Source organism: Bacteroidota bacterium (assembly GCA_016713925.1).
Classification (GTDB): domain Bacteria; phylum Bacteroidota; class Bacteroidia; order AKYH767-A; family OLB10; genus JAJTFW01.
This window is the reverse complement of the sequence record JADJOH010000002.1, coordinates 571593-586177: the sequence shown is the minus strand read 5'-3', so window position 1 is coordinate 586177 and position 14585 is coordinate 571593. Positions and strand designations below refer to the sequence as shown.

Annotated in this window: 10 protein-coding genes; 2 read left to right on the top strand and 8 right to left on the bottom strand. The window is 42.0% G+C overall.

Translation table 11 applies throughout. From position 1 onward, the window contains the following. Nucleotide 1 precedes the first annotated feature (1 nt). The gene (locus IPJ86_02465; protein MBK7886189.1) at nucleotides 2-1063 is read right to left on the bottom strand and encodes a hypothetical protein; all 1062 of its coding nucleotides are present in this window, start codon (nucleotides 1061-1063) and stop codon (nucleotides 2-4) included. A 22-nt stretch (nucleotides 1064-1085) separates the two neighbouring features. Here IPJ86_02465 and IPJ86_02460 point away from each other — a divergent pair, with 22 nt between their 5' ends. Together IPJ86_02460 and IPJ86_02455 are read left to right on the top strand one after the other, a co-directional pair. After that, nucleotides 1086-1727, top strand: coding sequence for a PorT family protein (locus IPJ86_02460; protein MBK7886188.1), 642 nt, complete (start codon nucleotides 1086-1088; stop codon nucleotides 1725-1727). An 86-nt stretch (nucleotides 1728-1813) separates the two neighbouring features. Continuing rightward, nucleotides 1814-3466 (top strand): NAD+ synthase, encoded by a 1653-nt coding sequence (locus IPJ86_02455; GenBank protein MBK7886187.1) that lies wholly within the window; start codon nucleotides 1814-1816, stop codon nucleotides 3464-3466. Nucleotides 3467-3734: 268 nt separating this feature from the next. Here the strand turns inward: IPJ86_02455 and IPJ86_02450 are convergent, their stop codons facing one another. The 7 genes from IPJ86_02450 to mfd all read right to left on the bottom strand — a co-directional run bounded on the left by IPJ86_02450 (nucleotide 3735) and on the right by mfd (nucleotide 14562). Further along, complete coding sequence (locus IPJ86_02450; protein MBK7886186.1) at nucleotides 3735-4778, bottom strand: 2-oxoacid:ferredoxin oxidoreductase subunit beta; 1044 nt, start codon at nucleotides 4776-4778, stop codon at nucleotides 3735-3737. 304 nt (nucleotides 4779-5082) lie between these two features. Beyond that, a complete protein-coding gene (locus IPJ86_02445; GenBank protein MBK7886185.1) occupies nucleotides 5083-6927 on the bottom strand; it encodes a 2-oxoacid:acceptor oxidoreductase subunit alpha in 1845 nt (614 codons plus the stop codon). A gap of 298 nt (nucleotides 6928-7225) precedes the next feature. After that, the gene (locus IPJ86_02440) at nucleotides 7226-7639 is read right to left on the bottom strand and encodes a putative toxin-antitoxin system toxin component, PIN family (protein MBK7886184.1); all 414 of its coding nucleotides are present in this window, start codon (nucleotides 7637-7639) and stop codon (nucleotides 7226-7228) included. Then, nucleotides 7608-7841 (bottom strand): hypothetical protein, encoded by a 234-nt coding sequence (locus tag IPJ86_02435; protein MBK7886183.1) that lies wholly within the window; start codon nucleotides 7839-7841, stop codon nucleotides 7608-7610. The genes IPJ86_02440 and IPJ86_02435 overlap by 32 nt, the downstream gene beginning before the upstream one ends. Before the next feature lie 1117 nt (nucleotides 7842-8958). Continuing rightward, nucleotides 8959-9705: a DUF4476 domain-containing protein gene (locus IPJ86_02430; GenBank protein ID MBK7886182.1), complete on the bottom strand. Its 747-nt coding sequence runs from the start codon at nucleotides 9703-9705 to the stop codon at nucleotides 8959-8961. A gap of 408 nt (nucleotides 9706-10113) precedes the next feature. Continuing rightward, nucleotides 10114-10656, bottom strand: coding sequence for an SET domain-containing protein-lysine N-methyltransferase (locus IPJ86_02425; protein MBK7886181.1), 543 nt, complete (start codon nucleotides 10654-10656; stop codon nucleotides 10114-10116). 525 nt (nucleotides 10657-11181) lie between these two features. Continuing rightward, on the bottom strand, nucleotides 11182-14562 hold the full coding sequence (gene mfd / locus IPJ86_02420; protein ID MBK7886180.1) for a transcription-repair coupling factor: 3381 nt from the start codon (nucleotides 14560-14562) through the stop codon (nucleotides 11182-11184). Between the last annotated feature and the right edge of the window lie 23 nt (nucleotides 14563-14585).

The following is a 14585-nucleotide window of genomic DNA, read 5'->3' as shown; positions in this document are numbered from 1 at the left end:
ATCAGGAATTTGATTTTAGAGGTTTATAACCCGATTCAGAGAGTATTTTTTGAGCATCCTTCATTTCGAAAAGTTGTTGCAGGGTCATGCCTTCGTGATTTTTCATATAAGCTCTCACAATCTTCCAGCCAATAAATGCACCCAAACGCGCAGGTGCCTCTTTCGGAAAGCCACTGGTGCTGTTGCCATCATGAATGTATTTGAGATACGTCTTTGGATTGGTATTGTAAAGTAACTGTTGTTCTATAAAGAAGGACCATATTTCTTCTTCATGTGATAGCGCCCACTGCAATTGAATTTCTGAATATCCGGTTTTGATAGTGTCGGGTATGTCGGGCGAAAGGACATCGGTGGCGTATAAAACTTTCCCCTGATAAATCATTTGTGATAAACAATTGTTCTGCGAGCTATCATCCATGTATTCACTGTCTAACCATCCTTTGATCATATCGTTGATGATGTATTCCTGACGCATCTTTTTAATCATGTACAACGGTAGTTGCAGACTGGGATAATATTTATAATCACTCCCAAGGTAAAAGTGAAGACCTATTCCAAGCAGTGTATCCATGGCCATGATGTTGCTGGTAAAAGGGGAGAGGTAAGTCAATATCACGGGTATTTTCTTATCCGGGAATGCACGGCTATAGCGCTGAAAGACCGGCTGAAGTTCTTCCTGAAGCCAACGTAAATCCTTGAACTTTTTTTCAGCATCTTCAAAAACTTCTTTCATGTACTTATCACTCAGGTACTGGTTGAGGTTGACGGCAATCGCAGCATCTGAGGGTCGCCCTTTGGTAGCGGGTAAAACACCGGCGAGCTGAATACACCATAATTCAAAGAAATCACCATATTTTTCTCTCAGGTATCTTACCCGACTTGTATCCATGGGTAAAGTTGAACCAAATAATTCTTCTTCAAATCGCTCAAATTGCAATGCATGACCTTCATCAGTTATGGCGATTGGTGACGGTTCATTCACGTCCACTTTTTTTTGTCCGCAACTGATAGTCAGCAATATGGAAATATAAATGAGGACAGAAATATTAATTTTACCTATCATTGCACTATAAATCCTTTGAAACATGCGCAAACTTATCATAATTCTTGTATTCTTCCTGACCTGTCCACAACTAACGAAGGCACAGGACGAGAAATTTCATTTTGGCCTTAAAATTACACCCAGTATGGCCTGGATAAAACCCGATCGTAACGGCTTAAAGCGCGATGGGTACAAATTGGGCTTTGCCTATGGCGTACAAACTGAATTCAGCCTCCAGAAAAATTATGCTATAGCTACAGGAGTTCAGGTAGCCTACCGTGGAGGTAAGATTCGCTTTGAAGCCGGCAATGACTCTTCCGGTAATCCATTGGCAGATCCGGTGATTAATTTTAAACTTCAATATGTCGAAATTCCCGTCTGCCTGAAGATGCTTACCAATCAGTTCAATAAAACCCGCTATTACGGAATGTTTGGGTTTTCGCCTTCCTTCCTGATTAGGTCAAAGAAGGATTCGGATGAAGAGGACAATATCAGCGCTAAGGATGATTTCAATATTTTCAATATGAATATGATCATTGGTGCTGGTGTGGAGTACACCCTAAGCGGCTCAACGGTTGCCTTTGGAGGACTTGAGTTCAATAATGGATTTTTTGACATATTCGATGGAGATGGTGCGAAAGGCGTTACCAATTACCTCGGATTGAACGTTGGAATTTTATTCTGATCCACGAAAATGGATGTTGTTAAAGACCTTCAAAGTCAGATCTTCATTCCCATTTACTCCCCGGCATATTCCCTACCTTTGCAGCGATGAAAATAGCGCTGTCACAGTTGAATTACCATGTCGGTAATTTTACGTTCAATACTGCCCGTATTTTAGAGGAGATAAAAAGGGCAGAAACAGAGCAGGTGGATTTACTTGTATTCGCAGAGTTGGCTATTTGCGGATACCCGCCCCTCGACTTTCTTGACTATAGCCACTTTATTGATCGTTGCCGTGAAAGCATTGATAGCATTGCTGGTCACTGTACCCAATTGACGGTTATCGTGGGTGGTCCTGCATTTAATCCGGATCCGAAAGGAAAAAATCTTTTCAATTCAGCATATGTATTGGCGAAGGGAACTATACAGCAGATTGTACATAAGACCCTATTGCCGACATATGACGTCTTTGATGAATACAGATGGTTTGAGTCAAATCGTGAATTTAATTGTATAGAAGTGAATAATGTTCGTATAGCCCTCACCGTTTGTGAAGATCTATGGAACATGGACGATGACCCTCTTTATACTTTCTGGCCAATGAAAGAATTGATCCGTCAAAAGCCCGAATTGATGATCAATATTGCGGCCTCTCCTTTTTCCGGACGTCATGCAGAGGACCGAAAAGCCATTTTACAGAAGAATGTGAAGGAATTCAAATTGCCCTTGCTCTATGTGAATCAGGTGGGAGGGCAAACGGATATTCTCTTCGACGGTGGCTCCCTCGTTTACAATGCTGACGGATCATTGCTTCAGGAGCTGAACTATTTCCACGAAGATTATTTCAGTTGTACTTTTGATACCGCTTCAAAATCTTTTACACCCTTACCCGTCGAGGAGAAATCGCCACTCCCTGCAGATCGCATTGGACGTATATATGAAGCTCTCGTCATGGGAATCAGAGATTATTTTAAGAAGATGGGTTTTTCCAAAGCCACACTCGGACTTTCAGGTGGCATTGACTCTGCAGTAGTCCTTGCACTTGCAGCAGATGCTCTGGGTGCGAAAAATGTACATGCCGTGCTGATGCCTTCTGAATTCTCCAGCGATCATTCTGTGAGTGATTCGTTGAAGATGGCGGAGATCATCGGATGCTCACAGGAAATCATTCCGATTGCTCCCATGTATAATTCCTTCCTGGATGCATTGAAGAAGGATTTTGAAGGACTTCCATTTAATGTAGCGGAAGAAAATATACAAGCCCGTGTGCGGGGAGTAACGTTGATGGCGCTGAGCAATAAGCTGGGATTCATCCTCCTCAACACGAGCAATAAGAGTGAACTTGCCGTGGGTTACGGTACCTTATATGGAGATATGTGTGGAGGACTATCCGTCATCGGCGATCTTTATAAAATGGATGTGTATGCCCTGGCAAATTTTATCAATCGGGAAAAAGAAATTATTCCGGTGAATATTATTACCAAACCTCCCTCCGCTGAACTTCGGCCCGGACAAAAAGACAGCGATTCCCTGCCACCTTACGAAACTCTGGATGCTATTTTATTTCGTTACATCGAAGAACATAAAGGTCCCGATAAAATTATAAAGGAAGGTTTTGATGAAGCACTTGTTTATCGTGTTTTAAAAATGGTGAACAACAATGAGTGGAAACGTCATCAGTTCGCCCCTATCCTGCGCATCTCCAGAAAAGCGTTTGGCCGCGGCCGACGAATGCCGCTGGTGGCAAAGTATTTGGGATAAACCAAATCCAATTGAATTGATGAATGTTTTAATGTAAAAATGGGTTGATGTAATTTATGATTGATAAATGATTAATCGTTCTTTTGATGTCCCTAAACCGGGCTTTGACCCCCTAAATATCTTTTAATCTTTTAGTTTTGGTTCTATTTAGAAGAACCTACAGATATCCGGGAGTTGAGCCCATAGCCCATAGCCTATAGCCTAGACCCCGCAGCCGGTAGCCGGAAGCAAAAAATCCCATTGTGAACCAAACGCTCAATACACAAGGTTAACCTATTACCCAGGTCTCTCGTCCCTTTAACAAGGCATCCAGATCAGCCGTTTTCTTGCTTTTCGCCAATTCAACCTGTTGATTAAATCCGACTTCGTAGCAGGGACGATCTTCTATATAAAATACACCGAAAGGTCGTGGGAAATGTGGCTTTCCTTCTTCATGTCTGTCGAAGAATCGGGAAAGGATGCCGGCCTTTACACGATCGCTTTCATCATGAATCCAAAGATCATTGATGCTATTGCTATCAGTACTCAGATCAACCACCACCGGTTTGAAACCATCCAGTTTAATTCCCTTATCCGCATTTTGTCCGAATACCAGAGGCTTTCCGTTTTCTACAAAAATGGCTTCTTCTTTCTTCGAAGACTTTTCAGTGAATATTTCAAAAGCTCCGTCATTAAATACATTGCAGTTTTGATAAATCTCAAGGAATGAAGTTCCCTTGTGCGCATAGGAGCGGCGCAACATCTCTTTCAGATGTACCGGATCACGATCCATGGAACGGGCGATGAAAGTACCATCTGCACCCATAGCCAACGCGATAGGATTGAACGGATGATCGATAGATCCCATCTGAGTCGACTTGGTGATCTTACCTTCCTCTGAAGTAGGGGAGTATTGTCCTTTGGTGAGTCCGTAAATCTCATTGTTGAACAATAAAAGGTTAATGTCAATATTTCTTCTCAACAAGTGTATGAAATGATTACCGCCAATCGACAGGGAATCACCATCACCACTCACCATCCATACACTCAACTCCGGACGCACACTCTTTAAACCGCTGGCAATAGCCGCCGCACGACCGTGAATACTATGCATACCAAAGGTCTCCATGTAGTAAGGAAAACGGGAGGAGCATCCGATACCGGAAATAAAAACAATATCTTCCCTCGGAATTCCTAATTCCGGTATGACCGTCTGTACCTGTTTCAGGATGGAGTAATCACCACAACCCGGACACCATCTTACTTCCTGATCTGTGACAAGTTCTTTGCTGGTGAATTTTGGAGCTTCAGGAGCGTTAGTTACAGCTGACATATTTTAATTGATGAATTATTGAATTGATGAATTGATGAATATTTATTGTTTGAATAAGTAGAATATGGTTGATTCGTGTTAGAATAATTGTAGACTGCATTGCTGTACTCTAATCATCCTTCAACATCTAATTTCTAATTCTGCATTCTAATTCTGCATTCTAATTCTGCATTCTAATTCTGCATTCTAATTCTGCATTTCTAATTCTGCATTCTAATTCTGCATTCTAATTCTGCATTCTAATTCTGCATTCTAATTCTGCATTCTAATTCTGCATTCTGCATTCTGCATTCTGAATTAATCCTTATTTACAGAGTTCTTCGATTTTATCAAAGACTTCTGACGTAGAGAACGGCATCCCCTTAATTTTATTCAAGCCAATAGATGGAACCATGAACTTATCACGGATGATGGAATTCAACTGCCCGGTATTCATTTCAGGAATCAATACCTTATCGAAGTTATACAGGATTTCTCCCAGATTTTTCGGGAAGGGATGGATATGACGTAACTGAGCATGACTCACATCATAGCCTTTTGCTCTCGCATCCTTAACTGCTGCCTTGATCGCACCATAAGTAGAACCCCATCCGAGCACCAATAGTTTTCCTTTTTCATTGCCATTATCCAATGTTTGCAATGGAATATGATCAGCAATCTTCGCTACCTTAGCTTCACGCATACGTACCATGAATTCATGGTTTTCGGGATCATAACTGATGGTGCCGGTTTCATGTTGTTTTTCAAGTCCGCCAATACGGTGTTCCAGATCTTTCGTTCCGGGAATAGCCCATGGACGAGATAATTTCTCATCACGTTTATAAGGCAGGAATTTATCATCGCTGTTTTTCTCGGTGATGAAATTTCCTTTGAAGCTCTTCAGGTCAGCCGATTTCGGGAAACGCCAGGGCTCTGAACCATTGGCAATGTAACCGTCACTGAGGAAGATCACCGGGGTCATAAATTCAATGGCAATACGACAGGCTTCGAAAACCGTATCAAAGCAATCTGCAGGTGTTTTAGCAGCAATCACAGGAATAGGTGCTTCTCCGTTCCGGCCATACATTGCCTGAAAGAGGTCACTCTGTTCTGTCTTGGTCGGTAAGCCGGTAGATGGTCCGCCGCGCTGAACGTTGATGATGACCATGGGCAGTTCCAGCATCAAGCCTAATCCCATCGCCTCACCTTTCAAGGCAATGCCGGGTCCGGAAGAAGTAGTGACGGCGAGTTTTCCACCAAATGCAGCACCTATAACGGCACATATAGCCGCAATTTCATCTTCGGCCTGATAGGTCAATACACCAAAGTGTTTGTATTTCGATAAATCGTGAAGGATATCAGAAGCGGGGGTGATGGGGTAGGAGCCCAGAAAAAGATCGAGGCCACATTTCTGAGAAGCAGCGATGAGACCCAATGCTGTCGCCTGATTGCCCATAATGTTCCGGTAAGTGCCCGGAGGCATAGGTGCAGGATGAACAGTGTATCGTGTAGTAAAAGTTTCACTGGTATCACCAAAATGATAACCTGCTTTCAGCACTTTTAAATTGGCTTCAAGGACATCCGGTTTCTTGGCGAATTTTTCTTTCAGGAAATTCTCTGTATGCACCATCTCCCGATTATACATCCAGTAAAGAAATCCAAGTACAAACATGTTTTTTGCACGGTCGATTTCCTTAATACCCATGCCGGAATCGGTCAATGCAGCACGCGTCATTTTTGTCACATCAATGGTGATCAAACGAAACCCTTCCAGTGATCCATCCAGCAACGGATTGACCCCGTCGGGATAATTCGCCAGACGAAGATTTTTTGGATCAAAACCATCTGAATTCGCGATGATGGTCCCGCCTTTACGCAGATGACGGAGATTCGCCTTCAGAGCCGCGGAATTCATGGCCACCAACACATCGCAGGCATCTCCCGGTGTGAAAATATTTACAGATCCGAAATGTAATTGGTAACCGGAAACGCCCGGGATAGTACCTATAGGCGCACGTATTTCTGCCGGAAAATCAGGGAAAGTACTCAGGTCATTCCCGAGTAAGGCAGCAGTATTGGTGAATTGTGTACCGGTGAGTTGCATTCCATCACCGGAGTCGCCGGCAAACTTGATAATCACTCGGTCAAGAACTTGTTGTTGATCAGCCATGATAATTTTGAATCGCTTTACGAAGGTGCAAAAATACAGGTTTTTCGGCTCTTTTTCAGATGATTTTATTCATAATTCGTAAAAATTAATTTCTTCAAAAATGTTGTAGATCAATAGGTTAGTTTATTGCCTGTTTCAGTAGCATTGAGTGTTATAGTAGTTTTAGCAAATTAAATTGCTCAATGCTTGTGCAAGGGTTTAGAATATGACGTAATACCAAAATTTATAAATACCCTCTTTACGAAATAGTTCAGTCGCAGATTAATGCCTTGAATTTTCTTATCAAGCAGACGATGCTTTACTTTTTTCCTAAGTATTCTGCAAGTGATAAAATAACTGTATCTCCAAATTTCTCTATTGAAGTTAAGTCTTTGTCTCCTGAGATAAGATGAGTTGCGCGTCCATCATGAGCTAATGAAAGAAGAAAATTATCCTTCGGGTCTCTACATTTATTAACTTCAAATTCTACGTCAATAAATTCCGCATTCTTCTCAATTTGATGTAAAAGTTTAATTAAGTCCTCTTCAGGAAAGTACTTTCTAAATTTTGGGCGTCTTGCTACTTCAATGAATTCATCCAATAATTCCGTGCTGAACAACAATACAATAGAACCGTCATTGAGTATTTTATCAAGTTTTGAGAATTTACCTGTTAAAATGAAACTAATCCAAAGGTTCGTATCAATTATTACTCTGTTTTTTCTTTGCAGCATATCGCTTAGCTCTAACAATTTCTACTTCCTTGGTAATTTCTTCCAAAGTTGGAGGATTTGAAGAGGCTTTTTTTCTTAATCTCTTGATAACATTTTCAATATTATTTTCTGCTTTTCGAAAAGAAATTAAGTCCAAATCAGCTAAATCCTGCAATAGCTTAATAGCTTTGGGGTTTAATATGTCTATCTGATAGGTTTTCATATAGCAAATATAGGTTTTTCTTTATTGTTTTCTGTAGAATAAATTGACTTGCCCTTTAGTAGTTAATTTGTCATTAGTATTTTCAACTTTTTTGCAAAAGACGAAATGAAACATGTTTTCGAACTGTTATTAAAAATTCTGTCCAGACTTAACAGGGCCAAGTAGAAATAAATTTAAATTAAAAAATCCCGGCCTTACGGGACCGGGATATAAAATGTTAATTTTTTCCTTCCACTTTCTCCGATCTTGTACGCAATTGGAGCAGTTATGTTTCTTACTTTTTCAAATGTCCGCGGCTTACGGGCCGGAGCGATTTTTCGTTGGTCCTGAATTACGGTCCAGGAGATCTTTCATTACTCCACGGCTTACGGGCCGGAGAGATTTTATGTTGATCCTGAATTACGGTTCAGGAGAGTTATCATCGTTCCCCGGCTTACGGGCTGAGGAGGTTTGATGCTTATCCTGAATTACGGTCCAGGAGATCTTTCATTACTCTGCGACTTACGGGCCGGAGAGATTTTATGTTGATCCTGAATTACGGTTCAGGAGAGTTATCATCGTTCCCCGGCTTACGGGCTGAGGAGGTTTGATGCTTATCCTGAATTACGGTTCAGGAGGTCTTTCAGTACTCTGCGGCTTACGGGCCGGAGAGATTTTATGTTGATCCTGAATTACGGTTCAGGTTTTTTTTTCGTTCCCCGGCTTACGGGCTGAGGAGGTTTGTATTGTTCCTGAATTACGGTTCAGGTTTTTTTTCATTGCTCCCCGGCTTACGGGCTGAGGAGGTTTGTATTGTTCCTGAATTACGGTTCAGGCTTCTTTTCATTGCTCCCCGGCTTACGGGCTGAGGAGGTTTGTATTGTTCCTGAATTACGGTTCAGGTTTTTTTTTAATTGCTCCCCGGCTTACGGGCCCGGGAGACGCTTTCTTCTTTCTACGTAAACGAAGCTCTTTTCTTTAATGTTGTGTGATTAGAATTTCGTCTTTAATCTTCTTTTAAGGAATTTGCAATTACTATGCCAGTTCAAGAAAGGGGGTCTGTTTTTTTGTTACAATATTCTTCGATTCTGATCGTTGCAAGTCATCCTTATTTAGAAGAGTTCCTTTTAATACTGATTTATGAATGGCGATCAATGTATTCACTCAATTCCCGTACACTACTGTCAAAACTGAATTCATTGAAGAGATGAAAGTAGTTTTGTGGATCTATAGTGTATTGATATGCATATTTTGCCAACTCCAATTTTGAAGATTCAAAACTCATCAGGTTCATCAACTCAGCTACCTGGCGGCTATTGATCACACCATGTTGTCGTATGGCTTGTTTGGAGAGGGTCATTCGGGTGCTCTCAAAACTTTGATTGTCGATTGTGTTTAACAATGCATTGAAGTCAGCGTCGTTGATGCATTGGGGTGCTGCAGGAGTTCCACAGGGACCGGGTGCTGGCAGCGGATAGGGCGCAGGGTAGGGCGCAGGATACGGATTGTAATAGGGAGGTACCGGAGCAGGTGGTGTAAACAAGGGAATGATTTCATTGATGCGGAGTCCGCGGTGGCGGGTAACCATAGCCCTTACCTCTGATGAGGCAGGCACATCGATGAATCCGTTGTACAACAATACTCTTTGCTGGTTATAGGAGTGGTAGTGATTTCTATATGTCCACACTTGTAGTTGATGACGGCCCGGCATGATGTCGTTGATGATAACCGCTGTTCCGGGTGTATTATACTGAACATGGTTTAGACTTACAATGACAGGCTTGTTGTCGAAGGTACGGATGCGGAGGTCCGAGAGCCTGTGATCCGCAGATGCATGAGCAGAAATTAGGCTGCTGATGATGAGAGTAGAGATCAGGTTTTTCATTTTTTTTTCCTCCTGTTGAATTGTTTGTTATTTGTTGTTGAAAAGCAAGAGGCAAGGGCTATGCCAAAGAAGAGACCACAGACCCTTATCCCCAAATATGGGGAGGCCTTCCTGATCAGTTAATTGGATTTATTATTCGTTAAAGGAACTGTCAGATCATTGAAAAATAATGATTTATAGCGACAGGAAAACGAGTATGAAATTAATATGAACTCAGGAGTTCTTCTTTCTGCTGAAATAGGTCTCGTTGAGCTGGCTGTAAACAACAAGTGCAAAAGAAATGCAAACTATGGCTATCGAAACATTCATCATATCTATCGGAGTTTAATTAGGACAAAGGTCGACCTATAATTTAAACTGAATGTTAAATCATCGCGTTAAATTTTAACAAACCGATGTTAAATGAATTCAGACCCTGCTTCCGGCCTTCTTTTTCAAATTGACTTTCTTCTTTGCAGCAACTCCCGCCGATTTACTGTATTGTTCTTTTTTCTTTTTACGGGCGATGTATTCACGGCGTTTTTCGCGCTCGCGTGCTAAAAATAAATGTCTTGTTTTTTCGAGGTATCTCCAGTAATCATCTCCATAATGCACAAAAACTTCTTGTCCGGGTAAAATAGTGCGTGTAGCGACAATGAACACTCTTTGTTCACCATTGCGTCGCTTGATTTCATATTGTGCATTGTTGGTTAATCCGGAAACTCTTCCGATTCCTCTGGCGTCGTTGGCATAGCGTCCCATCGCCCAGGGAGTAAAATATGCATCTACGCATCGGTTTTTTGAGATAAAAAACACGTAACCTTCGTGTCCCTCTTGTGCTCTCTTTTCGCACTCCGACCAGGGAACAAATTCCCCTTCATACTCACAAATGATGTCGCCCCGGCGGTACTCTTGTTCAACAAATAATCCTTTTCCTGCTTTCGGGAGCTGACTTTTTTTAATGTAAACCATAGTTGATATCAGGATGAATCTGCTTTGTATACAGATTTACTAATCCGGCGCGCAAAGATACACGCTATATGATATCAATAGCTATAGTATGTAAAAATTAATGATTGGTTTTCTTTGCTTTCGTCTCAAGATATTGTTGATAGAATACACAAATAGCTCCCAATGCAACGATGATAATAGAGATTGTTTTCATTTGTTTATGTTTTGAATACATAACAAAGGTCTATTGAGATAGCCCCTTTTGCCCTTCATTTTTGGTCAATAGAAGCTCAAAAAGGGCGAAAATGCCTCTTTTGTGGTCAGAATTAGGTTTGGGGCCGGGAATTTTATGCCCGAAAAGTGAAGATGTTTAAGAATTTGAATTCAGATTTCTTTCATTCGGTGGTTATGGTTTTCTTTTTTACACCTTTGAAGGGAGAAGGTGTTTTCATAGCGAGTTAAGTGGGAAAGCAAGAATGAAAAATATCAAATTCAAATAATGATTATCCTGAAAATGTAGAGCCGGGAAAATGTGATTTTCAGAAGTTAGACTTTTAATTCTACCTCTTTTTCCATCATCCTTGCCAATAAACTATCTGCCTCCTTTACACTATCTACATGCATCAAAGTAAGACTCAGTTTACCTTTGTCTTCTTTTAGTTTACAGGCTCTGGGATGGTTCTGAACGTATTTTAAAATAGTGGAAAAGAGGGTGCTTTGAAAATACGCTGAATCTTTATTGCTGATGAAGTAGGTTTTTAAGGTCCGGTTTTTAAGTACGATCTTCTCGAAACCCAGTTGCTTGGCTTTCCAGCGAAGTCGTATGGTATGCATGAGCTCATACACTTGTTTCGGAACCGGTCCGAAGCGGTCGCGCAGTTGCTCTCCGAAAGCGACCAGTTTTTCTTCATTGGCCACCTCGTCCAGTTCTTTATAAAGACTGAATCTTTCCGTGATATTGGTGATGTAATCATCCGGGATGCGCATTTCCAGGTCAGTGTCAATCTGGCAATCACGTACATAGTTGGTGATGGATTCATCCTCAGGGAAGAGTCCTTTGAAATCCGTTTCCTTGAGTTCCTGAATGGCTTCGTCCAGAATTTTATGGTACATCTCAAAACCAATTTCAGAAATGAATCCGCTCTGCTCTCCACCTAACAAATTCCCGGCACCACGTATGTCTAAATCGCGCATGGCCACATGAAAACCACTCCCCAGCTCCGAATGTTCTTCAATGGCCTTGAGTCGCTGTCGGGCTTCAGGGGTGAGTACCGTGAGTGGAGGTGCCAGCAAATAGCAAAATGCTTTTTTGTTGGAACGTCCTACTCGTCCACGCATCTGGTGCAAATCACTTAAGCCGAAGTAATGGGCATTGTTGATGATGATGGTATTGGCATTGCTGATATCCAGCCCCGACTCAATAATGGTAGTGGCGACCAGGACATCAGTGTCTCCCTCAATAAAATTGATCAGAATTTCTTCGAGTTTTTCTCCATCCATCTGTCCATGACCGACACTGATTTTTACATCCGGACATAACTTGTGAATCATAGCAGAGATATCGTGGATGTCCTGTACCCTGTTGTGAACAAAGAATACCTGTCCGCCTCTCGATACTTCGTAGTTGATGGCATCACGGATCAGGTGTTCGTTGAAGACATGCACTTCAGTGTTGACCGGATGGCGATTGGGCGGTGCGGTGTTGATAATACTTAAATCACGTGCTCCCATCAATGAAAATTGTAACGTACGGGGGATCGGTGTCGCCGTTAGGGTTAACGTATCTACATTTACTCTTAACGCTTTCAGTTTCTCCTTCGCTGCTACACCAAATTTTTGTTCTTCGTCAATGATCATCAGTCCGAGATCCTTGAAAAATACATCCTTGCTGAGGATGCGATGCGTGCCGATGAGTATATCTATCTTCCCGGCTTCCAGCTTTTTTAAGGTAGCAGTTTGTTCGGCTGTGCTCTTAAAGCGGTTGAGATAATCAATGGTGCAGGGAAACTCTTTGAGGCGTTCACTGAAGGTGCGGTAATGTTGTAAGGCCAGGATAGTGGTAGGAACCAACACCGCGACTTGTTTTCCATCTGCCACTGCTTTGAATGCTGCACGGATGGCGATTTCTGTTTTTCCAAAGCCAACATCTCCGCAAATCAACCGGTCCATCGGATATTCCTTCTCCATATCTTTCTTCACATCTCTCGTCGACTTCAACTGATCAGGCGTGTCCTCATACATAAAGGAGGCCTCCAGTTCTGTTTGCATATAGGAGTCGGCAGTGAAGGCGAACCCACTTTGCGCGCGTCGCTTGGCATATAAGGCAATGAGGTCTTTGGCAATATCCTTTACCTTTTTCTTGGTCTTCGATTTGAGTGTGGACCATGCCGTACTTCCCAATTTATTAAGAGTGGGTGCTGTGCCATCCTTGCTGGAGTAACGCGCAATCCGGTGCAGCGAATGAATACTGATGTAAAGTATATCATTGTCTTTGTACACCAATCGGATCGCTTCCTGTTGTTTTCCGTTTACATCCAGGGTCTCAAGTCCGGCGAATCGTCCGACACCATGATCAATATGTGTGATGAAATCTCCGGGCTTGAGACTATAAATTTCCTTTAAGGTGATGGCCTCACTTTTGCTGTAATTTTTCTTAAGCCGGAAACGGTGATAGCGATCAAATACCTGATGGTCGGTATAGCAAATCAGTTTGAGATCATGATCAATAAATCCCTGATGTAAAGCAGTAAGTATAGTATGAAATTTTAATTCAATACCCTTGTAAGCATCCGGCTTTGGAATGTCTTCAAAAATGGAATAAAGTCGTTCGGATTGTTTCGCGGATTCAGAGAAGAGATAATTGGTATATGATTTTTCCTGATTTTTATAAAGATTGTCGAGGAGTAAATTGAAGTTCTTGTTAAAGTGCGGTTGCGGTGAGATGTTAAAAGCAATGTTTTCCCTGTTTTCAAAAAAAGGCTTCGTTCCGAATTCCACGATGAGGTGTGGTTCAATTTTACTGCGGAGATCGTCTAATGAGTCAAACAGTTCATCTACTTTTCGCACCACCTGCTCCTCTTCAATGAAAACTTCTGAGCCATAACGTTCATTCACTTTTTCAAGCGAAGATTCAATGGCATTTAACGTGTATGCGAAGTCTTTGATGTAAAGATTCGTTTCCGCAGGTAAAAAGTCCAGGAAGGATTCATGCTCTTCTTTGACTAAACCTGATTGAATATTGGGGATGATGGTGACAAAGCCAATGCTCTTCTCGCTCAATTGTGTGGAGGGATCAAAGCTCCGGATGGACTCAATTTTATCTCCGAAAAGTTCAATACGATAGGGCAACTCGTGCGCAAAAGAGTAAATGTCGATGATACCACCACGAATAGCGAATTGACCGGGCTCATAAACGAAATCAATTTGTTCAAAAACATTTTCCTGCATGAACTCTGTCAGGAAATCAATGCTGAGCTTTTCACCCACTTTGACTTCCATGGTGTTGCGCTCGAGCGATTTCTTCGTGATGACTTTCTCATGGATCGCCTCCGGATAAGTGATCACAATAAAATGCTCTCTACTTTTATTGATCCGCGTGAGGACTTCTGCCCGGTGGAGGACACTGTTATTGTCCGGCTGATCCAGTTGATACGGTTTCTTATAGGAGGAGGGGTAGAGGACAGCTTTCTGATCGCCCAAAATATTTTCGAGATCATTTTGAAAATAGGCAGCTTCTTCACGATCTCCAAGAATAAATAAGGCAGGTTGGGGAAACTGATGCAAATGTGATGCAATAAAAACGGCATCTGAAGAGCCGGCTAATCCTTGCAGAAATATACGCTGTTGCTTACGTTCGAGCAGAAGTGTGCGGAGTCGCTGTGCCTGCGCCTGATTCTGGTATTTCTGAAGTATATTTAATAAATCCACCCGCACCTGTACTTTTCGGTGCT